Raw genomic sequence first — 26,223 nt, 5'->3', positions numbered from 1 at the left:
GAGATTAGCCCACTAGCCTCTACCAAACGCGCAAGCGTCGTCCTTTGGGCGAAGGGAGTGGGGTATTTTTCGACGGAAAGCTCAGTTCAGGTTTTGTCTAATAAATTATAATGGACATAAATTGGGGTGAATTTATGTCTATTTGATAACCAAAGCCGAAAATGCCCTTGGTTATTGACAGTGGACCAAAAGCCTGATTGGAATAGAGCAATTAAAATCAGATAAAATCAGAAACTTGGCGGTGGGGCATCCCGTCAATAGTAAAGCTTGTCGAGTACCCGAATGCGGATCGGTTTTCGTAAGGAAATGGCGATAGCTGGGGTTGGCGAGAAGCCCACACCTACCCCCGATCCCCAACAGGTGTGGGAGATGTCACAAGTAGGACAACGCAATGTCGGTGTAAGCAGCACAATGCTGACGTGCTTGTACATCAACAGGAGGCATAGTCATTAAAACCAAATCAAACTAGGACAAACAACGCACATGCTCAGTCAGAAAACAAAAACTACAGATATAGGATTCACTCACGAAGATTTTGCTGCCCTTCTGGATAAGTATGATTATCATTTTAGCCCAGGGGATATAGTTCCGGGTACGGTATTCAGTCTAGAGCCGAGGGGCGCTCTGATTGACATTGGTGCGAAAACCGCCGCCTATATTCCGATTCAGGAAATGTCAATAAATCGAGTTGATAATCCTGATGAGGTTTTACAATCCAACGAAACACGGGAATTTTTCATCCTGACCGATGAAAATGAAGATGGACAGTTGACTCTCTCTATCCGTCGCATTGAGTATATGCGAGCCTGGGAGCGAGTGCGCCAACTACAAGCAGAGGATGCTACGGTGCGTTCTCTGGTATTCGCCACTAACCGTGGTGGAGCGTTGGTACGTATTGAAGGGTTGCGCGGTTTTATTCCTGGTTCTCATATTAGCACTCGGGCAGCCAAGGAAGATTTGGTGGCCCAAGAACTGCCCCTAAAATTTCTGGAGGTAGATGAAGACCGTAATCGTCTGGTACTATCCCACCGTCGTGCGCTAGTTGAGCGCAAGATGAACCGCCTAGAAGTCGGAGAGGTGGTGATTGGCTCAGTACGAGGAATCAAACCTTACGGTGCATTCATTGATATTGGCGGGGTCAGCGGATTGCTGCACATTTCCGAAATTTCCCATGATCATATCGATACGCCTCATAGTGTGTTTAATGTCAATGATGAACTGAAAGTGATGATCATTGACTTGGATGCTGACCGAGGTCGGATTTCTCTGTCAACAAAGCAGTTAGAGCCAGAACCGGGAGATATGATTAACAACCGGGAAGTGGTATTCGAGAAGGCAGAAGAAATGGCTCAGAAGTACCGGGAGAAGATGCTAGCACAAAAGCAAGGTATAACTCCAGAAAGTATGACTCCAGAAGCGGTTGAAACCCAAGAGCCCCAAGAGTCCCAAGAGCCCCAAGAGCCTCAACAAGTCCAAGAGCCCCAAGAGCCTCAAGAGCCTCAACAGGTTCAAGAGCCCCAAGAGCCTCAAGAGCCTCAACAGGTTCAAGAGCCTCAAGAGCCTCAAGAGCCTCAACAGATCCAAGAGCCCCAAGAGTCCCAAGAGCCTCAAGAAGACCCAGTGCCAGAGGGAGAGTTTGTAGCAGCTGCCATCGACGAGTAACAACCAGGTGCGGTAACAAGAATTAGCCGTTAGCTGAGGCTAATGGCTAATTTGTGTTTATGGCTGTGTTCCGGAACAAGAGCAAAGAACTTGGCAGGTGCGAATCTTGATCAACTAGCTAGTAGAATGAAGTTGATTACAATAAACAGCGGCATAAACCCTTGGTAACCATTCGTTGTGGGAAGGTGACTTTCCCCAATATTGAAGCAGTCATATTTGATAAAGACGGTACCTTAGAGGATTCACAAGTTTATTTAAGAGAACTAGCCTATAAGCGATCGCGTTTAATCGATGCCCAAATTCCTGGTATTGGAGAACCCCTCCTGATGGCCTTTGGTGTCCAAGATGACACCCTTGACCCTACCGGGTTAATGGCAGTGGGTAGTCGTCGGGAAAATGAAATTGCTGCTGCGGCTTATATTGCTGAGACTGGTCGGGGTTGGCTAGAGTCATTGGAAATCGCTGGGAGTGCCTTTGTTGAAGCCGAGAAGTACTTGCAAAATGCGGCTGGAACTTCCCCAATGTTTGCCGGTAGCCTCGAAGTCCTTAAATTCCTCTCGGAAGCTGGTTTAAAGCTGGGTATTCTATCGGCAGACTCTACGGCTGGCGTACAAGCCTTTGTCCATCGACACCAGCTAGACCCCTATATCCAATTACAGCAGGGTGTGGATTCTGAAATCAGTAAGCCTGATCCCAGGTTGTTCCTACAAGGGTGCCAATCTTTAGAGGTAAAACCTGCTTCCGCCCTAATGGTAGGAGATTCAGCCGGTGATATTGAGATGGCAAAGCGTGCTGGTGCAGCGGGTTGCATTGGTATTTGCTGGGGCAAGCCAGAAGCTTCCCATTTAGAGGGAGCTGATCTAGCGATCGCGAGCCTGGATGAGATTGAAATTATTTAAAGTCAACTATATTGAATCGGCAAGGGGTGAGAGAAGTGTTATTTTCAATTTTCAAGTTTCAATAAGCACAACTCCCGCAGCCTTGGTGCGATCGCACCAATTGGTAAAACCTGTTTGACCTTGACCCCAGACAGAATTTTAATCTTATTGATCAACTCCTGCTGGAGCAACTGATTATCCGTTGTCATTCCTGCCGACGGCTTAGGAAAAATATCCACTGCTCCTGCATCTAAAAGCTGAAAAATCTGATCAGTATCCTCTTGCTGCACCGAAACACTAATCACCAGAATCGGTCTAGGATAGAGCGCCATAACTTCAGATGTCAACTCCAGACCATTCATCTGGGGCATATGGAGGTCTGTACAAATGACATCTGGTTGAACTTTGGGAATTAAGTTCAAAGCTTCTAAACCAGTTCCAGCTTCTCCCACCACTTCAATTTGCTCTGATGAATTCAGAATCCTTTTCAGTACTACTAGAGCAATCGGTGAATCTTCAACTAATAAAACTCGAATAGTCATTGATTATTTAATAATTTTAAATTTTTCATTTTTAATTACCAATTTAACCTTAAAGCTTCACAATTTAAACTTAAATATTAACCTTGTATATTAACTATCACACAAGTATTTGCAACGTTTCGATGAGAAAATCTTGATTAAATTTTCCTTTTGTTATATAGGCATTAGCCCCCGCTTCCATCCCTTTTTTATTATGTTCATCGGAAGCCAAAGATGTTACCAAAATTATTGGTAATTCGTTATACTATTGATGCTGACGAATTATGGCAGTTAGGGAAAATCAGTCTAGATTTGGCATTTCCACATCAGATATTACGGCATCAAAGTAACGGCTGTTTAGTTTGTTATAGCCATCTAATCCATCTACAGCTGTCACTACTTCATACCCAGCCCTTTCTAGTATCCGTTTTTCTTGGGTGCGAACGGTAATCGAGTCATCTACTAGGAGAATTACTGGCGTCCTTTTAACGATTTGCCTTAGTTTGGTTGAGACTGTGGATGTGTTTGACTGATAGGATTGTAATGATGTGAGCAAATCTGGAGGGTTAAGAATCATACAAACTTCCCCTGTACCGATAATAGTTGCTCCACTGACATTACGCACCCGCTTTAATAACTTACTTTGAGGTTTGATCCTGGGGGGGGCGACATGAGAGCTAAAAAGTAGACTGTATAAGCGACCTAGCTCTCATACCTCGTAAATAATTATTGAGCTTATGACGACTTAAGCGCATCAAATCATCAACTAATTACCAACATTTATCCATAAAATTAATCCAATTTTGAGCATATAGTCCAATATAAAAACTGGACGGTGCGCGCCTCCTAGGCCGGGTTCCCCGGCCTTGGGTCGCACCGCTATGTCTTTTAGTTGAACGCCCATATTGTTTGACTCTAGCCACATATTTATGAACTCCTTGTCTTGATGCAGTCGCTCATGGTTTGAAGTTACCGTAAGACAGGCTCGCCTTAATCAATGGAGGCGCGCTTTCCTATGGCGAATTAAATTACGGGGTCGCGCCTCAAGTTTTAACCCTTTTCTGCATAGCCTAACAACCATAAAGGCGAGCCTGTCTAAGGTTTCGTCTCCGGGGGGAACCCCCAAGACCGCGCTGCATCGCTTTTATTAATTATTTATCCTTGTATTGTGGAAATCAGATAAGCGAAAGATATTATAACAACTAAAGAAATAAAGCGTTTTCCAACCACATTGCTGCCTGACATATTATATCCACCGCTCTTATAATCTCGGAACATTTGTTCAATATTAAAACGTTGTCTTGGTGCAGTCGCTCATGGTTTGTTTGCGACTGCACCAAGACATGACTCTGCGATTTTTTCAAGTTTAACATTTTTGGTGTCTTGTCTAATAATTACTACAAGGTTAAGGAATAATAATTGAGATTCGGAAAGGAGATTTTTTAGATGTTTTTGATATAATTATGGTAGCATTTTCAATCTTATTGGTCGTCTTGACAATTTCTGACCTATCTTTTTTTACCATAATTCGCTCAATTTAATATCTATCAAGGGTTACAGGCCGCTTGTCGCCCCCCCCAGGAATCTTTGACTAAATTAACCGTTTTAAACGTGACCATTTTTTGGATACGATTATCGATGTGATAGGAATTGTTAATGAGCCCAAAATAGTCACGCTTTATGTCTGGATTAATACTTCTAAATGACCAAGAACTGTAAATTCCTTTTCTTGCGGTTTCTAAGGCATAGTTATTAATGTCTATCCCAAAAATTTTAACCTTCCATTTTTATAATTCAGGAAGTATTTTATGGAATAAAATAGCAATAGAATAGGGTTATTATCCAGTTGAACATCCTGCAATACAAATCTGAATTATTTTGTGGTTATTTTGTCGTTTAATTATATCTGGAATAATGTGATTTTGTCAGGTTTTAAAATGACATTTATAGCAGTCGCCAGGGTAATTATGACATGACAAAAGTCTCAAACTACAGTATGGCAAGAGTTTAACTTCTGACTTCTGACTTCTGACTTCTGCTATATCTCGCCAAAAGTAACTTTAATTATTAGTCATCATGGCAACTAATTTTTGCCATTATATATTACTTTATATAGTCTTATATAAGAGTTTAGAGTAACTTTATGGTGAACCAAATTTGATAAATTTCATTCTCACAAGGATGGTTTAAATTAAATTGTCTTGGTCTGCTTCTTTAATAACTAATCCTGTCTGCTGGGCAATTAATCGAAGAAAAGCTTGTTTTAGCTCAACACTTAAAGATTCTGTGTTTGACACGTTAATCCCGATTGACTGACAAATCCAATGTGGTTACAGTTATATAGTTCCCAGTCAATCTGCCCAAGTAACACTAATTTAAAAACCTATTGGTACCTATTAATTTAATTCCTTATGTTCGGTTGTTCGCCTTTGGGGGTTGTAGGTTATTCGGCTGAAGGTTAGCAAGTTAGCAGGTTGAAGGTTGAACGCGACGCGCGTGCCTATTGGCCAAGGTTAGCAGGTTGAAGGTTGAACGCGACGCGCGTGCCTATTGGCCAAGGTTAGCAGGTTGAAGGTTGAACGCGACGCGCGTGCCTATTGGCCAAGGTTAGCAGGTTGAAGGTTGTTAGCTTGAAGGTTGAACGCGACGCGCGTGCCTATTGGCCAAGGTTGAAGGTTCAGAAGATAATTTTTAACCAGCTAACCAGCTAACCAGCTAACCTTCAACCAAATAACCAGCTAACCTTCAACCAAATAACCAGCTAACCTTCAACCAAATAACCTTCAACCTTCAACCTTCAACCTGTAACCTGCAACCAGCTAACCAGCTAACCTTCAACCTGCAACCTGCTAACCTTCAACCTGCTAACCTTCAACCTGATCGAGTGATTAGTTCAATCCTGGTAAGTCCAAATTTGCCACGACTTTTGTAATGGCATCCCGACTGGCTTCGGCACCAAACCCCCAAGCCAGGAGGACGCCATAGTCACCCCAGAGGTTAGCGCCAAAGGTGGATTTATAGGTGTATAGCTCAATGAAGCCACTACCAGCAAGCAGGACAATTGCGATCGCATAACTGATCGCAGAGAAAATCCAGAGGCGAAACTCTGCTAGTCTTGGCTCTTGGATAACTATCCGTGGTGTATCGATCCCTGGTGCTTTCTGCAATAATTCAGGTTGGGTGATGAGGAAGCCTAACTTAGTAGAGTTAGCTGGTATTTGTTTGGCTAGTAGAGTGATCGCTTTTTCGATTTGACCATTCAACTCCTGACCAGCTTTTTTATCCGTAGGTTCGAGATTATTCAACTTATTGCGCAAATTCTTTTGCTGACGTTGCCAACTCTGTAACTCTTGTGTTGATATGGTAGTTTCTACCAGCAGGTTGTCCAAGTCCCTGAGTTTAGCATCCAGTTGCAGGTATTTATTAATCTGTTTTGCCAAGTCATCTAACTGCTGATACAAGTCTTGAGGATTTTGGTCAGGTGCCTCTCGGATTGCCAGTTGCAAATTACGGCGTACTGACTGTAGATAAGGGGGGTCAATATCCGGAGTGGCGGGTATTTTTTCTTCCAGGGTCTGACCATAGTTCAGGAGTGCTAGCCAGTCCTCACGACCTTTGCGCCATTTCAGCCACACTGACTCAGCTTGGGTAATTGCCTGATTACCATCGTTCCAACGTTCCCCCTGCAAAGCCATCTCGACATCTAGCAGATGGCCTTCAATTCGGGTCTTGAAGGGATTTGGTATTGAGTTGAATTGATCGGTGAGTGATGTTTCAGCTAACTGGGGGTCACTGCGCAGTTGGATACGCAATTGACCAACCCGCACCAGAATTTTGTCCCGTAGTTTCCCTCGGCTACGGTAGCTGGACACAGCTATGCTCAATATCACCCCAATGGATATGATTCCCAGAGGTATGGGAAAGGGGTCTTTAATTCGGACTGTTAATGGTACGCTTAGTTCAGTTTCTGAGAACTTAATCAGTAATTCACCACTAAATTCTCCACTTTTGGGGGCATCGTCTAATTGAAACTGGATCGGGATAGATAGTAGACTATTGGCCTCAATCTCCTCGTCTGGTAAAGTAGGCTGAATCAATTTGGCGGGGAAAATTTCTTGGCCATCCTGAGTATTGAGGTCTAGGGAGATGATTTGTAAATCGTTGACGGTGTTAGTCGTGCGCAAGAGTAAGCTGCGGCTTGTGCTAGAACCCCTGGTACCTGCTACAGTCATACTTTTAGGGGTGATGGTGAGATCAGGTTGGGCAAGGGCTGGTGGAGCCGATAGAAATATTAAAATTGGGAGTATTAAAGCAATTAGAGCGCGTTGAGCGCATTTTAGCTGTTTAATCATACCTGTCTTAGTCAAGTGTGACCTCCGATTTTTGATCTGGTACTAAAGCTTAATTTGACATCTCCGCGCTTTAAAAAACGGGGATTCTACAAGGTTGTTACGTGGCGGGTTGAAACCGTGCCACTTCACTTCTTGTGCGATATGATTTACTCAGTGAGGTGAACAGATCATATCGGTTTGGGAGTGCCAAAGCTCCCCTACCCACCTTGGTCAGGTTTAGACCTAACTGTGTGGCTACTTTTCGGGCTATGTTTGCAGCGCCGTTACAGTCTGCATTGATCAGCCATCCTTCAGAAGTTTTATACAGTCCACGCTTAACCCGTTTGCCCGACGGTATCCATCCTTTGGGTTTTTCACCATGTTTTGGGAGGCTGTCGTCGTCAAGGTAAGACGCTTTACTCGTGTACGCTTCCTCGGTAATTGTTAATTTAATCCCGTACTCATAACAAAGTTGTTTTAACCGTTCGATCAATCTTCCGGTGGGGATAACTGCGAAGTTCTGATTACCACGCTTGCCCATATTGGAACGATTCTTCTGCCCTTCGTTCCAACCAATTACCAGATTCCCAATGCAATCATTCAAACAGCGATTAATAATCAACCTAGCTGCTTTATTGATCGCATCTCTGATTTGGTTGTTGCGTTTCCGTTGTACCCGGTCAAGGTTAGAATTCCAGTAAAACTCTGGCTTGCCCTGTTTGTACTTGGCTACCAGACGACAATAACCTTGGTTCATTGACTTAAGCTTACGACCATCAATAATCAAGCTTTTCCCACAGGTTGAAACTCCAGTCAACCAGTTGGTTCCACCGTGATCAAAGCTCCAGGCTTGAGTGTAGTCAAGGTTTGGGTTGCTAGCAATCGCTTCTTTCCCGTTGTCGATCACCCAATCAATCCATAGCTCTCCTAAATACGGGCGAACAGTAACTTCTTTCACCCAGTCCGGATCTATAAAATCTGGTGGTTCTAATGCGATTTCAGTTATTAAATGAGGCTTAGTTTCTTTGCTTATTGACGGATCAAACAAGCCTTTTTTGTAGTTGAGTGCTTGTCGGGGAAAAGTTACAGCAGCCAATCCCCCTTTCTTTCTGTACCTAAGCAGTCTTGGTCTGTCAACTTGGCCCTTGTAATAAAGACCTACTAATTGGTTGTAACTGGCAATGGACTCACCTACTGTCTTTAGGGTCTGTTGAGCCGACTGGGCAGCCATTGCTTTGTAATTGGGAGTTAACTTTAAAGTTTTATCTAGTTCTGGGTACTTTGTACTGCACTTATAGGTCTTCCAGCCATACCTAAGCTCATCATCCTTCCAGTAAGTAGTGAATGATTCTTCTTGCTGTTCAAGCCAACTGTAGTGTTTTTGTTTGGTGTAATAAATTGCACAATTAATCAAGCTATTTGCTTGCTCACACTGAAAGACCCAAAAAGCTTTATCTTCATCAGTAAATGACGCTTTAACTGGAATTGTTCTATACAACTTTCTATCTCCTCCTATCCTTTATTATAGACACGGCGGGTTAAAACCCGTCGTGTCCGTTTCATCCCGGAGACGAAACCTTAGAAGAGTGGAGCCTTATTTCATGAGTTTTAACCCTTTTTTGCATAGTCTGTCGCCTATAAAGGCTCCACTCTTCTTACGGTAACTTCTGACCCTCCTTAAAAGAGAGGGGTTCTCACGTTCCCGGATATTTGGATAGACCCAGCATTGAGAGGAAAATTGGTCATGGTAGGTGACAACAGGCAATAGGCAACAGGCAATAGGCATGCTAGCAATAGCCAATAGGGGATAGGGGATTTGACCCATGATTAATCATTAATTATTAATCCATTATATAGCGTTTATCTTCCGGTTCAGGTAGATTCAATACCTTGAAAGCCCCGTGGAAAAAGCCTTTGGCAGCACTACATCCCGACTCCCGACTCCCGACTCCCGACTCCCGACTCCCGACTCCCGACTCCCGACTCCCGACTCCCGACTCCGATTAACCCAAGACGAAAGTCCCTAAACCCATTGATAACTGCTATAATTGTAAGGTTGTGTTCTGCGATATGGGAATTGATTGAGCGCTACACCCTACCCGAGATGGGGGAATTGTGGACGGATACCTACAAGCTCAAAACCTGGCTTCAGGTGGAAATAGCTGTTTGTGAAGCACAAGCGGAACTGGGTAAGATTCCCGGTGAAGCAGTAGAGGAAATTAAGGCAAAGGCGGATTTTGACCTCAAGCGGGTGCAAGAGATTGAGCAAGAAGTCCGCCATGACATGATTGCCTTTCTGACTAATGTGAATGAGTATGTAGGGGATGTGGGACGCTACATACACTTAGGCTTGACTAGTTCCGATGTTTTAGACACTGCCTTGGCACTGCAACTGGTTGCTAGTCTAAATATTATCCTCGAACAGATCGAGAAGCTTGCTCAAGCGATTCGCTACCAGGCACAACAACATCGCTACACGGTGATGATTGGTCGTTCTCACGGAATTCATGCTGAACCAATTACCTTTGGTTTTAAGCTGGCCGGTTGGTTAGCAGAAGTTTGCCGCCATCGCGATCGCTTAGTGGCTCTGCGTCAAAACATATCTGTGGGCAAGATTTCTGGTGCTGTGGGAACCTATGCCAATATTGACCCTCAAGTGGAAGCGATCGCATGTCGAAACCTGTCACTGCAACCTGATACTGCCTCCACCCAAATTATTTCCCGCGATCGCCATGGTGAGTTTGTCCAACAGTTAGCTCTGTTAGGGGCAACCATTGAACGGTTTGCTGTGGAAATTCGCAATCTCCAAAAAACTGATGTCTTAGAAGTAGAGGAATTCTTTTCTAAAGGACAGAAAGGTTCTTCTGCTATGCCACACAAACGTAATCCAATTCGTTCTGAACGGCTAAGCGGGATGGCACGAATTCTGCGGAGTCATGCGGTGGCTGCTTTAGAAAATGTTGCCCTATGGCATGAGCGGGATATTTCTCATTCTTCTGTAGAACGAGTCATTCTGCCAGATGTGTGTATTTTAACTCACTTCATGTTAGTGGAAATCACAGATTTAGTGAAACACTTGTTGGTTTATCCAGAAAACATGAAGCGGAATATGAATGTTTATGGGGGTGTGGTCTTTAGCCAAAAGGTGTTGTTAGCGTTAGTAGAAAAGGGGATGAATCGGGAAGATGCCTACAGTATTGTTCAGTCTTGTGCCCATCAAGCCTGGAATCAACCTGAGGGAGACTTCTACAATTTGATTACTAAGGATCCTGAGGTTACTAGTAAGCTAACTCCTTCAGAAATAGAGGAATGTTTTAATCCCCAGCATCATTTTCAACATTTGGACGAGGTTTATCAACGGTTGGGAATCTAGGCCACTGATTGTAAGCATATGCGCTACGCGCACGCTACTTGAGGTGCCGTCAGCTGTCAGCCGTCAGCTTAAAATAAACCTCGTTTCCCGTAGGGTGACCCAAAGGTCAAGGCCAAGGCTGATAGCTAAATGCTTACTACTTATTTTAGCAGTTCTTGGGTATTTAGAACTGCTAAAATAAGTAGTAAGTATACCTAAATCATTGTAAGTATTCAGCTATCAGCTATCAGCTAAAGGCTGACCGCTGACGGCTATCAGCTAAAGGCTGACCGCTGACGGCTGACCGCTGACGGCTGACCGCTGTTCGCGTAGCGTGCGCGTAGCGCATATGCTTACAAATCATTTCCCAAGATGAGGTTGTCATGACCCAGAGCTTAGAGCGCACAGGTCTAACTATTTCGTTACCGGATCATACTCAACTACCAGAATCCAATGGCGAATTTGTGAAGAACTTCCATGAGCATCCCCAAAGCATTATTTTAACTGATTCTATTGAACCGGTTCTCCAGAAAATTCATCCGGACAGACAATACGCTATTGGTCAAGACTCAGGTATCTATTGGCGGATCACAGAACCTTTAGAAAGAGGAGCAGAAGCTCCGGATTGGTTTTATGTACCGGGAGTACCTCCTCTGTTAGATGGTAAAATTCGTCGTTCCTATGTACTTTGGCAAGAACACCTAGCACCTCTGATTGCTCTGGAATTTGCTAGTGGCAATGGAGACGAGGAAAGGGATTCTACTCCTTTATCTGCTACTGGGGAAGAAAAAACTAAACCAGGTAAATTCTGGGTTTATGAACAAATTATTCGCATTCCCTACTACGGAATCTATATATTTGATACTGGGGAGTTAGAAGTCTATCATCTAGTTAATGGTAAATATCACCAGATGAAGACTAATCAAAGGGGACATTATCCTATTGAACAGTTAGGGGTAGAATTAGGTGTATGGGAAGGCTCATATCAGAATCTTAATCAGAATCACTTGTGGCTAAGGTGGTGGGATAGCGAAGGTAATCTACTGCTGATGGGCAGTGAACGAGCTGAGCAAGAAAAACAACGAGCTGAGCAAGAAAAACAACGGGCTGAGCAAGCTGAACGTTCACAACGAGAGGCTATTCCTAAGCTATTGGCAATGGGACTAACTGTGGAGCAAGTGAGTTCAGCGTTAGGTTTATCTATTGAGGAAGTAGAGAATGAAGAATGAAGAATTTAGAATTTAGAATTTAGAATTTAGAATTTAGAATTTAGAATTTAGAATTTGGAATTTAGAATTTGGAATTTAGAATTTAGTTGGGACAGTCCGTCCCGTAAGGCACCACCGGGTCAAACAGCAAATATGAGATGCACCCGATTGCTGTAGCAATAGTAGAGTGGGTAAAGCTTTTCCTTACCCACTCTATCAGCTCTCCATGGCACGGCTTTTGAGTGCGACACCTAACGGGATTTTACTTATCCGTTAACTGGTTTAACCAATTGGTCAAATCCACTTCAGTTTCAAAATCTAACAACGCTTCTCCTAAATCCTCCAACTGCTCAAAGGATAACTGCTCAATTTGATTTTGTAATTGGGGATTTATCTTACCTAAGCGACGGTTAATTTGACGGATAATCAAATTAAGCTCATTTCTTGATGCAGTCGCTCATGGGGGAAACCCCCAAGACCGCGCTGCATCGCTGCGCTTTCCTTGTTCTAATCCCTGTTCTAATCCTTGTTCTAATCCTTGTTTTAATCCTTGTTTTAATCCTTGTTCTAATCCTTGTTCTAATCCTTGGCGAATAATTCGTTGATAAACTACTGACTCCTGCATCATATCCTCCCGAAAATAAGCTTGAATTAAATGAAGAATTTAGAATTTAGAATTTAGAATTTAGAATTTAAAATTTATAGAACCGAAGTATAGTTTAGAACAGATAATTTTGGTTGAAAGGGAGCAGGGAGTAGAGAGCAGGGAGCAGAAATATCTCTTAAGCTTTACTGCGACTGCTATACCTTCTATCTTCTAAATTCTATCTTGTTAATTCTAAATTCTATCTTGTTAATTCTAAATTCTACCTTGTTCATTCTAAATTCTTAATTCTACATTCTAAATTCTTCATTAGTCATTCACTTAGGAAAAGCAAGACCAAGCCAGTATATAGTATTTCTAACTAATTAATGAATAATATTGCTGATTTACCATAACATTAAAAACTATTCGGATATCGTTTATTCTGTTCCCTGTTCCCTTTTTATATCGCGCAAACTTTCTAGATTCTTACGGATGCTTACAGTGTTAGGATGATTTGACCCTAACTTCTGTTCTGCAATCTCCAAAGCCTGGACAAATAGGGCTTCGGCCTGATCATAGCGCCCCATTGAGTCGTAGAGTAATGCCAGGTTGTTGAGACTAGTGGCTACATCGGGATGGTCGTCACCCAGCAGCTTATATAGCTCCAAAGCCTGTTGATAGAGCTGTTCTGCCTCACCATAGCTCCCCATTGACCAGTAGAGTAATGCCAGGTTGTTGAGACTGGTGGCTACATGGGGATGTTCGTGACCCAGCAGCTGCTTATACAGCTCCAAAGCCTGTTGAATGAGGGGTTCGGCTTGCTCATAGCGCCCCATTGATTTGTAAAGTAATGCCAGGTTGTTGAGACTGGTGGCCACATCGGGATGGTGGTGACCCAGCAGCTGCTTATACAGCTCCAAAGCCTGTTGTAAGAGGGGTTCGGCCTGGTCATAGCGCCCCATTGAGTCGTAGAGTGCAGCCAGGTTGTTGAGACTGGTGGCCACATGGGGATGGTCTTGACCGAGCCCTTGCTTTGTTATCTCCAAAGCCTGTTGAATGAGGGGTTCGGCCTGGTCATAGCGCCCCATTGACTTATAGAGTAAACCCAGGTTGTTGAGACTGATGGCCACCAAAGGATGGTGGTGACCCAGCAGCTGCTTAAAGAGCTCCAAAGCCTGTTGAATGAGGGGTTCGGCTTGATCATAGCGCCCCATTGACCAGTAGAGTAATGCCAGGTTGTTGAGACTGCGGGCCACATCGGGATGGTCTTGACCCAGCAGCTGCTTATACAGCTCCAAAACCTTTTGATATAGGGGTTCGGCAAGATCATAGCGCCCCATTGAGTAGTAGAGTAATGCCAGGTTGTTGAGACTGGTGGCCACATCGGGATAGTGGTGACCCAGCAGCTGCTTATACAGCTCCAAAGCCTGTTTATATAGGGGTTCGGCAAGATCATAGCGCCCCATTGACCAGTAGAGTAATGCCAGGTTATTGAGACTGCTAGCCACATCGGGATGGTTCTCACCCAAGCGGGTTCTAGTTATCTCTAAACATTGCTTCCACCACAGTTCAGCCTGGTCATAGGTACCTTGACCGTAATAGAATTTTCCTAACCCAGTCAAAGGCCAGATTAAATCTTCATCCCTGAGGCAGTCAGTTAGGACTGTGGCAGTTTCAACTAAATGAGGGATGGCCGGGTTAACTGCTGCAATGATTTCCAGAGTTGCTGTAAAAGGAATTTCTTTTGCTACAGCCACCATTGTCTTACAAAAGCTTTGCTTGTAGCCATCGGCCTCTGGTAATTGAGCCAGCTTGCTCTGGAAAAATTCTCGAATTAGTTGATGCAGCCGATAAGTTTGCTGTTCGGTCAGTTGCAATAGATTACGATTAACTAGGAAACTATCCCGTAATTCTTCCAACTCTTCTTGTTCTTCTTCCCATTCCTCCTCATCTTCAGTTTCGATAACACAAGACTCTACTAGGGACCAATCAAAAGGAGCAGGAGCAAACAAACTCAAACGACATCCCAACTGTTGGGCTTCTGGAGACTCTTCCAAATCTTCCCAGGATAACTCAAAGGCTGCTGCTACTCCCAACTGGGCTGTGATCTCCCCTTGTTCTGTTTGATAAAGTAATGCCTTAGCTGCTAATTTCTTTTTCTCTAAACGTTTCTGAACTTTAGCAATGGTTAAATTCGGATGTATATCTAAATATCGTCCGACTAACTCCAAACCTAAAGGCAAATAACCCAACCATTCACATAAGGCTTCTGCTTCGTTTGGTTCTTTCTCAATGCGCTCTTTTCCAACAAGCGATTGGCCGTAGGCCACGCTACGCGAACGCAATAATTCCAATGCTGCCTCTGGGGATAGCACATCCAAATCAATTCGTCGGTAAGAAGCCCCTGGACGCTGACGGCTGGTGACCAGTACTTTGAAGCGGGATTGGGCTGGAGGTAAGTAGGGCTGAATTCTCTGTTTGTAGTCGTTGCTGAAAGAAGGCACATCATCCAGCACGATCAATGCTGTTCCTTCTGGCCAATGCCCCCAGCAGTATTCTACTTGTTGGTTGAACTCTAGTTCTTCTGGAATGGTTAATCCTAATTTAGTACGGGCAAAATTGACAACTTGAGTCCCGAGATCCAAGCCTCGCACTGGGAACCAGCACAACCCACCAGGGTAGTTGTGCTGATTTTTCAGAGCATATTGTAGAGCTAACTCGGTTTTGCCCACACCGCCCATTCCGGCAATGGCACAAATTGCTAATTGATTGGTCTGTTGAAATTCCTGATGGAGCTGCTCAAGTTGAGCATCCCTACCGACAAAGTGGGGAGTGCCACGATTGATAATGTTACTGGGGGGATTTAATTTTGTCCGTTCCCGGTCGGACGAGTTCAGCTAATGCTCATGAATAGGAATCTCGCCAACATAAACTGTTCCGTTGCTGTCATCTTTTAGCCGTACAGTAGTTTTGAGGCATTCCTCAATAAATTTCTTGACACCACGATAGACCAAACTGTTTTGAGACTCTGGTTTAGATAGGTCAATGTGGTTCTTTGGTATGGCAACCGGCTTAACTTTTTCAATGCCTGGGTTAGCACTATCTTCGTCTACCACCAAAATCCCTTTGAAAGGCTGGGTTTCGTAATAGACCTTTGTAGCAATTCCTAAACTCCGAACGTTTTCTCGATACCACTCATTTAATTTCCGTAACTGAGGGTGATGAGCTTTTAGTTCTTTGACACTTACTGTGGTTTGTGCAAAAGCGCCAATATTATCAATTAATTTAGCTAGATGAGCACCAGTGTGGGGAGTAGCTAGAAATACAATCCCTTTAGTCTGTTTAAGAATACCTTGGTTTTCAAAAGTTTGAGCACTGTTAAGCATCTCTTTAACTACAAGCCCGCCCATACTGTGAGTAATAAATACTAGTGGACGCTTGCCGAGATCGCAGCTGTCTAACCAATCTAATAAATTACTGGCTTGATCGAAGAGCGGCATACTGCTGTTGCTTTTCCAGTTTGTCGCTTCAGCGTTATACCCAAAAGACCAGATGTTAAGACCTAGCTGATCGTTTTCTAACCAAACTGGCCAGAAGTCATCATCATCCCGTTTTTCCTTAGGATGCCACGTGCTTCTAGCATCCCCTCCCAGCCCGTGAACAAACACGATATCCGCACTGGGCAATGAGTCCTGGTGGCTTGAGATTTTCATCAAGCCCGTCAATTTACTCAAGGATTAGCCTCCAGTTAACTATATAGCATTAACCAGTAGATGCATGAAACCCAATCTCGATTTAGTTTAACACAGGGAAATATAGGGAGTAGGGAGTAGGGAGTAGGGAATAGGGAGCAGGGAACAGGGAACAAAAGTTATAACAATTCATTTTATATACCTATCACATTTTCTATTATATATTTCATTTTTTTTTCTTACTGTTGCCGATGATATCAGTAAATTAACTTCCAATAAAAATGCGATTGATCTGCATGTCACGCTAAGCGAAGGCATTCCCGATTCCCGATTCCCGATTCCCGATTCCCGATTCCCGATTCCCGATTCCCGATTCCCGATTATGATTGGGTATTGGTGGGCATTGCCCATTTCATTAATCGCCGTTCAATCATGATATTTATCGGCAATGCCCACCCTACGATTCTTTTGCTGTTTGACCTGGTGGTGCGTTACGGGGCGGACTATACCAAGGCTGGCGCTTGAGCAAACAATTAGGGCAAGTCCGCCCCTAACGCACCCTACGCAACTGTTCCCGATTCCCAATTCCCAATTCCCAATTCTAAATTCTAAATTCTAAATTCTATTTCTTTTCCGTACATTTTCTTTCAATACCCCTTCAGAAAAAAAATTCTAAAATTCCTTGACAATTTTAACTATAATCGTTATGATTATATTTGTAAACTTCAAACACGAGTTTAATTATGACTGAAGACTTTGTACCAAACGAAAACAACAATCCTGAAGAGACTACTCCCGGTAATACTCCTCAGGAACCTTCTCCAAAAAAATACCCAGTTAAGCACATTTTGAAAGGGTCACGTAAGGCAATACTCAATACCATGTATGCCCTTTATGCACTGCGTTACGCGGAAATCTCGGAGTGGAGCCCCCTTCAGCCCACTGGGATCCCAGGGGAATTCATTACGATAATGACGAAGTACTTAATTATCGGTTAAACTAACTTATGGGGGGTTTTACCCCCTTGGCAAAAAAATCGGGTCTGAAGTCAGTAGTCAGCGGTCAGCGGTCAGCGGTCAGCAGTCAGCGGTCAGCAGTCAGCGGTCAGCAGACATAACTCAGATTAAACAAATAGTTACCTGTTTTATTCAAAAGCTGTTGGCGTAGCGCATAAGCTGATAACTGATAGCTGATAACTGAAAGCTGATAACTGATAGCTGTTCCCGTAGCGTGCGCGTAGCGCATATGCTTACGGTCTAATCATATCGGATTATGTTGTCTGGTTTGGTTTACAAAGTTGAGTCATAAAGATAAATTCTAGCCGTGGAAAGTATTTCTGCGGCTATTTTTTTGGGGGTTGAAAGTTGTTCGGTTGAAGGTTGTTCGGTTGAAGGTTGAAGGTTGTTCGGTTGAAGGTTGAAGGTTGAAGGTTGTTCGGTTGAAGGTTGTTCGGTTTAAGGTTGAAGGTTGTTCGGTTGAAAGTTGCGTAGGGTGCGTGATAAGACGGGCTCACCCTCATTTTCTGCCTCGTCCTCAGCATTGCTACAGCCGGTCGGTGTAACGCACCACCGGGTCAAACAAGAATCAAACCGGTTAGTATGATTAGTGAAATTGTTAAATGCGTTCGCATAGGGTCGGCGAAGCCGAATCCCATTGAGTATCAGTTAACAACAATTGTTCGATTGTAATTAATTCTTGGTGGGCAGTGCATACCTACGCAAAATCCAAGCCAGATCAATCGGTCTGTTGCACTGCCCACCCTACATCTACTCTTGCCTATTGCTAGCATGCCTATTGCCTATTCAAAAGGGTGACAAACATCATTAACCTCCGAGTTAGTGTTCAAATAATCTTGTATCCAATTGCAACCATAGATTAGTAACTGATCTAAATCGAGGACTTGATCTAAATCCCATATAATAACAGTGTTGTCTCCACTAGCGGAGGCGAGCATCTCACCATTTGGGCTGAAAACTACGGCTAAGACGCCATCGCTATGTCCTTTCAGGGTAGTTAAAAGGGTTCCATCCTGCTTCCAGAGTTTGACGGTTTTGTCATAACTAGCGCTAGCAATTCTGTTACCGTCAGGGCTAAACACTACTGCTAATACCCCTGCTTGATGACCGTTGAGGGTAGTAATCAAGGTACCATCGCGCTTCCAGAGTTTAATGGTTTTGTCCCAACTCGCTGACGCAATGGTTTCACCGTCGGGACTGATGGCAACGCTGTAAACCCGGTCATGGTGTCCTTTCAGGGTAGTAATCAAGGTTCCGTCTGGCTTCCAAAGCTTGACAGTTTTATCCCAACTGGCGGAAGCAATTAGAGTCCCGTCTTTCTTGATGCAGTCGCTCATGGGGGAAACCCCCAAGACCGCGCTGCATCGCTTGCTGAAGGCTACTCCATCAATGCGATCGCTATGGCCCTTGAGGGTATTAATTAAGGTACCGTCCTGTTTCCAGAGCTTAATGGTGTTATCGGCACTAGCAGAGGCAATCATCTCACCGTCGGAGCTGAAGACTACTGCTAAAACGGCGCTGGTATGATTTGTTAAAGTTTTTAGCAAGCTACCGTTTCTGTGCCAGAGCTTGATGGTGTTATCGGCACTAGCGGAGGCAATCATCTCACCATCTGGGCTAATCGCTATTCCGGAAACTCTAGCACTATGGCCAGTTAGGGTTGTTTGTAGGCTACCGTCTTTATTCCACAGTTTGACTGTGTGATCCCAACTCGCCGATGCAATGGTTTTTCCGTCTGGGCTAATGGCCACTGCCCAAACTAAATCACTATGCCCCCTGAGCCTGGTGAGGATGATGCCATCGGGTTTCCAGAGCCTGACCGTTCCATCCCAACTCGCGGATGCAATAGTTTTTTCGTCTGGGCTAATGGCCACACCGTACACTAAATCTTGATGTCCTCTGAGGGTAGTGAGTAATGTGCCTTCCCAACTCCACTGGTTAACGGTTCCGTCCCAACTCGCGGACGCAATGGTTTTACCATCTGGGCTGATCGCAAGGTTGTAAACGCGATCGCTATGGCCCTGAAGGGTGTTTAGTAAAGTGCCATCAGTACCCCAAAGTCTAACGGTTTTATCCCCTGACGCTGACGCAATGGTTTGACCATCTGGGCTGATGGCAACGTTGTAAACGCGGTCATTATGCCCCTGAAACGTCCTTAGTAATTTCCCATTATAGCCCCAAAGTTTAACGGTTTTGTCCCCTGACGCTGACGCAATGGTTTGACCATCTGGGCTAATGGCCACTCCATAAACAGTAGCGCTATGGTCTTTAAGAGTAGTAATCAAGGTACCGTCAGCTTTCCAGAGCTTAACGGTTTTGTCTCCAGACCCTGAAGCAATCATCTGGCTGTCGGGGCTAATGGCAACACCATAAACGCCAGCTTGATGGCCGTTGAGGGTTTTATAGGGTCGGGGTTGAAACGTTCCCTGACTATCGCGTTTCCAGAGTTTGACGGTTTTGTCGTCACTAGCGGAAGCAATCAGATTGCCGTCTAGGCTAATGGCAATGTCGTAAACCCCAGCTTGATGACCGTTTAGGGTAGATATTAGTTTACCATCCAGTGTCCAGAGTTTGATGGTTTTATCATAACTAGCAGTAGCGATTAGATTAACAGCCTGGTTAATGGCAACTGCCCAAACCTGATTACTATGCTTTACTAAGCGGTTATATTCAACAGTGCCATAAACTGCCTGTCTTAACACCGATTCTACTTGAGTTTCCGTAGCCTGGTCTGCGTTACCAAAGCTTTTCAAGCGTTGCTTGGCTCTGATCGCTTCTACTAGGGCGTCCAATTGTTGATTGGAGGCAAAGAGGGCTGCTGAGGATTTTGCGATCGCATTCATTTCGCTAATAGCTGAGCGTCTATATCCCAGGTAAGTGGTCACCCCTAACCCCGTGGAAACCATCAATGCTGTGCCAACTGCCATTAGCAAGAACTTGAGTCGTCTGGCACTTTTTTTCTGTTCTGCTAATCTTGCTTCTGCTTCCTTAGCCCGTTCTGCTTCTAAATACCGTTGCTGTTCAACCCAGCTTAATTCTTGACAAGCAGCTAAGAATTCATCATCTACTACACTCAAGCGTTTGCCCACTTTCCAGTTTAAGGCTTCTGCTAAAGCTTGTCCTCGCAACAGCCGAGAATTATCTTCACGGTTGGAGGCTAACCAAGCGTTTAGGGCTTGATTATAAGGTCGCAGATTCCCTAATTTTTGCTCAACCCAATCCTGATTAAAAATAGACTGGTAGATGGGATTATACACCCTTAGCACTGGAGACGTTTTATTATCCTGACCGGGCTCCTTGACAACTAACCCACTTAGCCGTAATTCTATTTGTTCAGGAGTATCATCTGCAGCAATTTCTCCCTGTTGTAAGATTTCCTGATAAAGGGCTAATAACCGACTAGAGCCTTGTTCATTTCTGAGAATGCGTTCCCGTAGGGTTCGTAAATGCTCCGGTTGATCATTGGCTTCCCAGTTTTCAATAATTTCCTTACGCACAAGCTGCTCTAACCAAAATCCTTCCGTACCAGGGGGAATCGTCAGAGAGCCACTAATTGCCTTTTGATTCGATATCTGCACCAGATAGCACAGCTTTTGAGTCAGAAATGGTTGTCCTCCTGTCCAAGCCAATATCTCTTTGAGAATAGTTTGATGATTCTCTACTAATCCTACTAATCCTGATGCTAATGGTTGAGCTTCTTCTAGGGTAAAACCATGCAAATCAATAGCGTTACCAATATTAAAGGGAGTTCGTTTTCTCTGGGAAATTAAATCCGAAGGGGTGGCGACTCCAAATAAAGCAAAGGTGAGGCGATTGTAGTCTGGATTTTCTGCTCGCTGGTTATAGCAGGATCGAATCAGAGCAAAAAAATCATCGGTCGGGAAATTGAGGCTAATCACGCTATCGATTTCATCGATAAAAATAAAAATCTTTTCGCTTTTGAGGTTAACTAACAAAATCTCTTCGATCACCTGACTCAATCGCTGGATTTCCGATAAATCATCGTGCTCACGCCACCAAGTTTTTAAATTAACCTTCCGGTAAAGTTTGAAATTCCTTAATAACTCAACTACTAATCCCTTATACCACTGCTGGGGAGTAATAGTTTCGCTACCAATGCGCGTCATATCAATAGAAGCGCAGCTAAAACCAGCCTGTTGCAGTCGATGCTTGATCCGTAAGCGCAAGCTAGACTTACCCATCTGTCGGGAGTTGAACACATAACAAAACTCACCCCTAATTAAGGCATTATAAAGTTCAGCATCAGCTCGACGCTCTACATAACTAGGGGCATTTAATTTTAAACTACCACCGACTTGATATTCGTAGGTGTCCATGTGTAGCAGTTTTGAATTGGGTGAGCTATTTTTATTCTGGGTTTTAGGGAGTAGGGAGCTAAGCTATCAGCTATCAGCTATCAGCTTTCAGCTTTCAGCTATCAGCTTTCAGCTATCAGCTATCAGCTTTCAGCTTTCAGCTATTAGCTATTAGCTATCAGCTTTCAGCTATTAGCTATCAGCTTATGGGTTAGGTCACAGCGTCGAAGCCTGTGCCACCCTACTGTTCGCGCAGCTTGCGCGTAGCGCAATCGGTGCTTTTGAATAAAATAAGCTGACCGCTGACCGCTGACTGCTGACTGCTGACTGCTGACTGCTGAATGCTTACAAAATCTTGAACTATTAAATTCTCCCGTCAAGGTTTATCTTAAGCACCTCAAGTAGCGTGAGCTTTTAGCTGACGGCTGACAGCTGACGGCACCTCAAGTAGCACCTCAAGTAGCGCATATGCTTACTGGGAATCAAAATTTGGGATACGTAACAATAAAGTTATCCTCCGCTTGAGCATTGTAATTCAGTCCAGATTCAAAACAGGTTACCGGAAATCCCATGGGAATACGGAATCCCTGACATATTGAGTAGTGGGGTTTTTGTCGTTGTTGGTTCATTGTTTCCTTAGGGAGTAGGGAGTAGGGAATCGGAACCCACCCCTAACCCCTCCCAGGAGGGGAACGGGAATCGGGAATCGGGAGCGGTGCGACCCGTGGCGAATTTAATTCGCCTACGGAAAGCGCACCGAGGGAGTCGGGGGAAGAAAATTGACTGTACCTCATCTAGCAATTATCAGACTCATTCGGAGTTTTTTTAGGGTTATGTTATATCAGCAATACTTTTGATTATATACACAACATACTATAGCATTAAATTTAAATTATAGGTCATAAATTTGCAGTTTTATTGTTAATATAAATAACCATAATGAATGAATTAGTATACTTCTCAATATTGTTGAGATATAATCGAAAATTGGATGGCTGATAAAACGCTGATGAATTACTAATTATTGGGTAAATAATTTATAATTACTCCTGAGGCGATACTCCTGAAGTGATATTACTGACGCGATACTCCAAATTCTTAACTTATGGATAACGTTGGTTATATAGAACTAAGGTAAATCCGTTTAATCACATTATTTATAGTAATATTGTTTGTTGTCCTTTGTGTTTTATACAAAATTAATTAAAAATTCACTATATAGCGTTTATCATACTTATGAGGTACAATTTTTTCCCGATTCCCGATTCCCGATTCCCGATTCCCGATTCCCGATTCCCAATTCCCGATTCCCGATTCCCGATTCCCTGAAATGATTATTCAAACCCTACCTAAAAACGTAGTTCATCTAATTGCTGCTGGGGAAGTCATTGATTCAATAGCGGCAGTGGTGCGAGAACTGATCGAAAATTCCCTTGATGCTGGGGCAACTCGGATTACTGTTTCCCTGTGGACTGAGCAATGGCGGGTACGAGTGGCAGATAATGGCACAGGGATGGAGGTGAAGAATTTGCAAAAAGCGGCTTTTGCCCACAGTACTAGCAAAATCTGTAGTAGTGATGATCTGTGGAAGATTACTAGTTTGGGATTTCGTGGGGAAGCGTTGCATAGTTTGGCGGCTGTGGCAGAGTTAGAAGTTTTGAGCCGATGTCCAGGAAATAGTCAGGGGTGGCGAGTTATCTATAATTCCCAAGGTCAACTGCGTCAGATTGAATCTGCTGCGATCGCACCCGGTACGATTGTGATAGTGTCTAATTTATTTGGTAAATTGCCCGTGCGTCGCCAGGGTTTACCGCCGATGGCACAACAGTTGCGTGCTGTCCAAACCATTATTCATCAACATGCTCTGTGTCATCCTAGGGTTAGCTGGCAAGTGGAGCAAAATGGACGTCCATGGTTTAATCTTTGTCCTGGTCATACTGCCCAACAGATTCTGCCTCAAATTATCAAGCAGTTAAAGGAAAGTGATTTGCAGCCGTTAACGGTAGAAGTGCCCATACCGGATTCGGCAACAGAACAACAACAGGATAAAAGCACCAAGGGAAATGTCGGAAATGGTTTGATGGAGCTAGTGTTAGGATTACCCGATCGATGCCATCGCAGACGTCCAGACTGGGTAAAGGTAGCGACTAATGGACGAATTGTGCGATCGCATGAATTGGAACAAACCATGATCACAGGATTAGCTCGAACCTTGCCTCGCGATCGCTATCCCATTTGTTTCCTGCACCTGCGGATTTGTCCGAGTCAAATCGACTGGAATCGTCATCCAGCAAAGACCGAAATTTACTTACACTCCGTATCTTACTGGCAAGAGCAAGTTGCTGAAGCTATCGAGCACGCTTTGCGAATCACCCCAGCCAATCTCCCAGAAAGCATTCACTCCAACAGGGTAAAACAGTTACTCAAAACATCAGAAGCTAGAGGAGGTTACACCACTAGTCGTTCAATTGAACTGATACCAGACACTCAAGAAATTACTGACAAAACTGATAGCAAAATTGATAGCAAAATTGATAACAAAACTGATGATATTGGGCTAATCCAACTGCGAGCCATGGCTCAGCTTCATAATATGTATATTGTAGCCGAGCATCCTACTGGTATTTGGTTAATTGAACAGCACATTGCCCATGAACGGGTGTTGTATGAAGAATTATGCGATCGCTGGCAGTTAGTCCCCTTAGAACCTCCGATCATTCTCCAGCAGTTATCTCCTAAGCAGGTTGAACAACTACAGCGCATTGGTTTAGAAGTTGACCCCTTTGGAGAGGAGCTGTGGGCAGTACGGAATGCTCCAGAACTGTTGCGTCAACGAGATGATTGTGCCAAAGCCCTATTAGAGCTGAGTTTAGGAGGAGACTTACAAACCGCTCAAGTAGCAACTGCCTGCCGCAGTGCAATTCGCAATGGTATCCCCCTGAGCTTGTCACAAATGCAGCAGTTATTAGATCAGTGGAAAAAGACTAGAAACCCTCGCACTTGTCCCCACGGGCGTCCCATTTATTTATCCTTAAAAGAGTCTGCTCTTTCCCGTTTTTTCCGCCGTCATTGGGTAATTGGAAAAAGTCATGGGATATAAGGAAGAGTTGGCAGGTTGAAGGTTAGAAAGTTGAAGGTTAGCAGGTTGGTAAGTTGTTCGCCCAAGGCGTTCGGTGTAGGGTAGGTTAGCAAGTTGTTCGCCCAAGGCGTTCGGTGTAGGGTAGGTTAGCAGGTTATCAAGTTGTTCGCCCAAGGCGTTCGGTGTAGGGTAGGTTAGGCAGTTGTTCGCCCAAGGCGATTCGGTGTAGGGAGTGACTGAATAGAAAATATCTATAGCGTTTATAAATGAGATGTAAACCTAGGAGGTATTTTTTTATTGGACAATACACTTCAGATCTCTTTACCCTCTTGCCTTTAGCCTTTTGCCTCTTGCTTCTTGGCGTTTGGGAGTATGTTCACAACTCAAATATAAACCCTATATATAATGACTGCTAGACATTGTGTCTTTAGTCATGGTGCTAGAGGGTAGACAATTAATTCTATAATCAGGATGAATAAAAAATGGCAATAGTTGTCAGGGTTTAAACACTATGTCGTCTACTAAAAAACAAGCCAGAGGTTTTCCACAACAACTTAAGTTGAGCAAGCCTCGCCATAGATTATCGATTTGGCTCAAAACTCAGCAACCTAGTAGTTTAGGTCGTTCTAAAAATGATTGGAACTTTAGCAATCAGGAACAAGGCTTCACACTGCTTGAGTTGCTTGTAGCAATTATTATCATAGGAATTTTGTCTGCCATTGCACTTCCTACATTGCTTAGACAAGCTAATAAAGCAAAAGAAGTTGAAGCTATTACTAGGGTGCGGAATCTACTACAACTTCAGCATGAATACTATATCACTAATGGAGAATTTGCTAATTCCCTAGAAGAATTAGGATTTTCACTTTCTTATGAGACTGAACAATACCAGTACATAGTATTATCTTCTCAGCCATTATTAGATGGTTCAGTTTTGTTAGGTTTATCTAAACAGCCTGAGCTGAAATCTTATGCAGGAGTAGTGTTTTTACAAGATGGTCAGACTAAGACCTGTCCTAAGATTCCTATAGATATCAACACGGATAATTTGAATAAGTTAATCATCCCACTTATTTTTAAGATTCTTGCTAATCCCAAAGAATACTGTTCATAACTCCTCTAGAAGATGCCGTGAACTCAAAGTGTCCATAAACAGGGTAGTGATCACAAAGATCCCGTCGGAGGGTTTCTGTTGCTTGATTCCATGGTTGGTCTGCACGAATGAGACGAACCTGATAGAATGCTTCTACTAGACGTAAATGGTTGTTTGAGTAAAAAATAGGAGATAGTTTTCGGTGTGTTGTAAGCATTCAACTGTGAGGCTATCAACTATCAGCTGTCAGCGTCACAGCGTCGAAGCCTGTGCCACTAAGCTGTTGCGCATTTAAACTGTGATAACAGCATTGCCTTTGTTTTTTATTTTTCGTACCCATTTTATAATTAACCCTCCTTCATTTAAAAGATGATTTAACAAACATTCTAATTCTTCAATTGATTTGAAAACTCGATTGGCAATATATTCTTTTGCTGAATGCCAAACCAATTCAATTAAGTTATAATCAGGACTATACTCGGGAAGATA

21 protein-coding genes and 5 pseudogenes are annotated in these 26,223 nt (G+C 43.7%); 8 read left to right on the top strand and 18 right to left on the bottom strand.

The window, feature by feature from the left end:
* Nucleotides 1-483 precede the first annotated feature (483 nt).
* Nucleotides 484-1,662 carry a 30S ribosomal protein S1 gene (locus F6K64_RS16500; protein WP_008180027.1) on the top strand — a complete coding sequence of 393 codons (1,179 nt, stop codon included), beginning with the start codon at nt 484-486 and terminating at the stop codon, nt 1,660-1,662.
* Nucleotides 1,663-1,823: 161 nt separating this feature from the next.
* Nucleotides 1,824-2,561, top strand: coding sequence for an HAD family hydrolase (locus tag F6K64_RS16495; RefSeq protein WP_044492317.1), 738 nt, complete (start codon nt 1,824-1,826; stop codon nt 2,559-2,561).
* A 116-nt stretch (nt 2,562-2,677) separates the two neighbouring features.
* Here the strand turns inward: F6K64_RS16495 and F6K64_RS16490 are convergent.
* From F6K64_RS16490 to F6K64_RS16465, 7 genes and pseudogenes are all read right to left on the bottom strand, one after another.
* Nucleotides 2,678-3,082 (bottom strand): annotated as a pseudogene (locus F6K64_RS16490) (response regulator); the annotation flags it as partial.
* A gap of 97 nt (nt 3,083-3,179) precedes the next feature.
* Nucleotides 3,180-3,716: pseudogene (locus F6K64_RS16485) on the bottom strand (response regulator); the annotation flags it as partial.
* A pseudogene (locus F6K64_RS16480) lies at nt 3,692-4,002 on the bottom strand (hypothetical protein); the annotation flags it as partial. The pseudogenes F6K64_RS16485 and F6K64_RS16480, both read right to left, overlap by 25 nt.
* A 217-nt stretch (nt 4,003-4,219) precedes the next feature.
* Nucleotides 4,220-4,369: pseudogene (locus F6K64_RS16475) on the bottom strand (IS4 family transposase); the annotation flags it as partial.
* A gap of 239 nt (nt 4,370-4,608) precedes the next feature.
* Nucleotides 4,609-4,836: pseudogene (locus F6K64_RS38250) on the bottom strand (CheR family methyltransferase); the annotation flags it as partial.
* A 1,113-nt stretch (nt 4,837-5,949) separates the two neighbouring features.
* Nucleotides 5,950-7,428, bottom strand: coding sequence for a hypothetical protein (locus F6K64_RS16470; RefSeq protein ID WP_287265843.1), 1,479 nt, complete (start codon nt 7,426-7,428; stop codon nt 5,950-5,952).
* A gap of 82 nt (nt 7,429-7,510) precedes the next feature.
* Nucleotides 7,511-8,890, bottom strand: coding sequence for an RNA-guided endonuclease InsQ/TnpB family protein (locus F6K64_RS16465; protein ID WP_287265841.1), 1,380 nt, complete (start codon nt 8,888-8,890; stop codon nt 7,511-7,513).
* A 403-nt stretch (nt 8,891-9,293) separates the two neighbouring features.
* Between F6K64_RS16465 and F6K64_RS16460 the strand changes: the two genes are divergently transcribed.
* Together F6K64_RS16460 and purB are read left to right on the top strand one after the other, a co-directional pair.
* Nucleotides 9,294-9,419 (top strand): hypothetical protein, encoded by a 126-nt coding sequence (locus tag F6K64_RS16460; RefSeq protein WP_267871988.1) that lies wholly within the window; start codon nt 9,294-9,296, stop codon nt 9,417-9,419.
* A gap of 50 nt (nt 9,420-9,469) precedes the next feature.
* Nucleotides 9,470-10,765 carry an adenylosuccinate lyase gene (gene purB / locus F6K64_RS16455; protein ID WP_287265878.1) on the top strand — a complete coding sequence of 432 codons (1,296 nt, stop codon included), beginning with the start codon at nt 9,470-9,472 and terminating at the stop codon, nt 10,763-10,765.
* A gap of 226 nt (nt 10,766-10,991) precedes the next feature.
* Here purB and F6K64_RS16450 read toward each other — a convergent pair whose 3' ends face one another.
* Nucleotides 10,992-11,129, bottom strand: coding sequence for a hypothetical protein (locus tag F6K64_RS16450; RefSeq protein ID WP_287265840.1), 138 nt, complete (start codon nt 11,127-11,129; stop codon nt 10,992-10,994).
* Here F6K64_RS16450 and F6K64_RS16445 point away from each other — a divergent pair.
* Entirely contained in the window at nt 11,128-11,973 is an 846-nt protein-coding gene (locus F6K64_RS16445) for a Uma2 family endonuclease (protein WP_287265839.1), read from the top strand. The genes F6K64_RS16450 and F6K64_RS16445 overlap by 2 nt on opposite strands.
* Before the next feature lie 241 nt (nt 11,974-12,214).
* On the opposite strand, the gene F6K64_RS16440 is transcribed toward F6K64_RS16445, so the two are convergent.
* The 5 genes from F6K64_RS16440 to F6K64_RS16420 all read right to left on the bottom strand — a co-directional run bounded on the left by F6K64_RS16440 (nt 12,215) and on the right by F6K64_RS16420 (nt 16,641).
* Nucleotides 12,215-12,382 carry a DUF4351 domain-containing protein gene (locus tag F6K64_RS16440; protein WP_008180046.1) on the bottom strand — a complete coding sequence of 56 codons (168 nt, stop codon included), beginning with the start codon at nt 12,380-12,382 and terminating at the stop codon, nt 12,215-12,217.
* A 27-nt stretch (nt 12,383-12,409) separates the two neighbouring features.
* Nucleotides 12,410-12,580, bottom strand: a complete 171-nt coding sequence (locus F6K64_RS16435; protein ID WP_287265838.1) for a hypothetical protein — start codon at nt 12,578-12,580, stop codon at nt 12,410-12,412.
* Between the two features lie 395 nt (nt 12,581-12,975).
* Entirely contained in the window at nt 12,976-15,384 is a 2,409-nt protein-coding gene (locus tag F6K64_RS16430) for a tetratricopeptide repeat protein (RefSeq protein ID WP_287265877.1), read from the bottom strand.
* A gap of 51 nt (nt 15,385-15,435) precedes the next feature.
* Nucleotides 15,436-16,272: an esterase/lipase family protein gene (locus F6K64_RS16425; RefSeq protein WP_229414322.1), complete on the bottom strand. Its 837-nt coding sequence runs from the start codon at nt 16,270-16,272 to the stop codon at nt 15,436-15,438.
* Nucleotides 16,273-16,419: 147 nt separating this feature from the next.
* Entirely contained in the window at nt 16,420-16,641 is a 222-nt protein-coding gene (locus F6K64_RS16420; RefSeq protein WP_287265837.1) for a hypothetical protein, read from the bottom strand.
* A gap of 332 nt (nt 16,642-16,973) precedes the next feature.
* Here F6K64_RS16420 and F6K64_RS16415 point away from each other — a divergent pair, with 332 nt between their 5' ends.
* The gene (locus F6K64_RS16415; protein WP_008184674.1) at nt 16,974-17,228 is read left to right on the top strand and encodes a hypothetical protein; all 255 of its coding nucleotides are present in this window, start codon (nt 16,974-16,976) and stop codon (nt 17,226-17,228) included.
* Nucleotides 17,229-17,334: 106 nt separating this feature from the next.
* Here F6K64_RS16415 and F6K64_RS16410 read toward each other — a convergent pair whose 3' ends face one another.
* The 4 genes from F6K64_RS16410 to F6K64_RS16395 form a co-directional block, all read right to left on the bottom strand.
* Nucleotides 17,335-17,475, bottom strand: a complete 141-nt coding sequence (locus F6K64_RS16410) for a hypothetical protein (RefSeq protein WP_287250290.1) — start codon at nt 17,473-17,475, stop codon at nt 17,335-17,337.
* Nucleotides 17,476-17,572: 97 nt separating this feature from the next.
* Entirely contained in the window at nt 17,573-17,743 is a 171-nt protein-coding gene (locus F6K64_RS16405; RefSeq protein ID WP_154659799.1) for a hypothetical protein, read from the bottom strand.
* 285 nt (nt 17,744-18,028) lie between these two features.
* Complete coding sequence (locus F6K64_RS16400) at nt 18,029-21,583, bottom strand: AAA-like domain-containing protein (RefSeq protein WP_287265835.1); 3,555 nt, start codon at nt 21,581-21,583, stop codon at nt 18,029-18,031.
* Between the two features lie 615 nt (nt 21,584-22,198).
* Complete coding sequence (locus tag F6K64_RS16395; RefSeq protein WP_154659798.1) at nt 22,199-22,363, bottom strand: hypothetical protein; 165 nt, start codon at nt 22,361-22,363, stop codon at nt 22,199-22,201.
* A 529-nt stretch (nt 22,364-22,892) separates the two neighbouring features.
* On the opposite strand from F6K64_RS16395, the gene mutL reads away from it, so the two are divergent.
* Nucleotides 22,893-24,662 carry a DNA mismatch repair endonuclease MutL gene (gene mutL, locus F6K64_RS16390; RefSeq protein WP_287265834.1) on the top strand — a complete coding sequence of 590 codons (1,770 nt, stop codon included), beginning with the start codon at nt 22,893-22,895 and terminating at the stop codon, nt 24,660-24,662.
* Between the two features lie 490 nt (nt 24,663-25,152).
* Nucleotides 25,153-25,755 (top strand): type IV pilin-like G/H family protein, encoded by a 603-nt coding sequence (locus tag F6K64_RS16385; RefSeq protein ID WP_008184668.1) that lies wholly within the window; start codon nt 25,153-25,155, stop codon nt 25,753-25,755.
* A 270-nt stretch (nt 25,756-26,025) separates the two neighbouring features.
* Here the strand turns inward: F6K64_RS16385 and F6K64_RS16380 are convergent.
* Nucleotides 26,026-26,223: transposase (locus tag F6K64_RS16380; RefSeq protein ID WP_287265468.1), on the bottom strand; the 198-nt coding region annotated here is incomplete at its 5' end.

This window comes from Moorena sp. SIO3A2, from assembly GCF_010672265.1.
Lineage (GTDB): Bacteria > Cyanobacteriota > Cyanobacteriia > Cyanobacteriales > Coleofasciculaceae > Moorena > Moorena producens.
Note: the sequence above shows the minus strand (reverse complement) of the source record. Positions and strands in the feature narration are given on the sequence as shown.

Coding starts and splice junctions, on each gene's coding strand:
- F6K64_RS16500 (WP_008180027.1), top strand. CDS start 484: ATGCTCAGTCAGAAAACAAAAACTACAGATATAGGATTCACTCACGAA.
- F6K64_RS16445 (WP_287265839.1), top strand. CDS start 11,128: ATGACCCAGAGCTTAGAGCGCACAGGTCTAACTATTTCGTTACCGGAT.
- F6K64_RS16450 (WP_287265840.1), bottom strand. CDS start 11,129: ATGACAACCTCATCTTGGGAAATGATTTGTAAGCATATGCGCTACGCG.
- F6K64_RS16435 (WP_287265838.1), bottom strand. CDS start 12,580: ATGATGCAGGAGTCAGTAGTTTATCAACGAATTATTCGCCAAGGATTA.
- F6K64_RS16420 (WP_287265837.1), bottom strand. CDS start 16,641: ATGGGCAATGCCCACCAATACCCAATCATAATCGGGAATCGGGAATCG.
- F6K64_RS16415 (WP_008184674.1), top strand. CDS start 16,974: ATGACTGAAGACTTTGTACCAAACGAAAACAACAATCCTGAAGAGACT.
- F6K64_RS16410 (WP_287250290.1), bottom strand. CDS start 17,475: ATGCGCTACGCGCACGCTACGGGAACAGCTATCAGTTATCAGCTTTCA.
- F6K64_RS16400 (WP_287265835.1), bottom strand. CDS start 21,583: ATGGACACCTACGAATATCAAGTCGGTGGTAGTTTAAAATTAAATGCC.
- mutL (WP_287265834.1), top strand. CDS start 22,893: ATGATTATTCAAACCCTACCTAAAAACGTAGTTCATCTAATTGCTGCT.
- F6K64_RS16385 (WP_008184668.1), top strand. CDS start 25,153: ATGTCGTCTACTAAAAAACAAGCCAGAGGTTTTCCACAACAACTTAAG.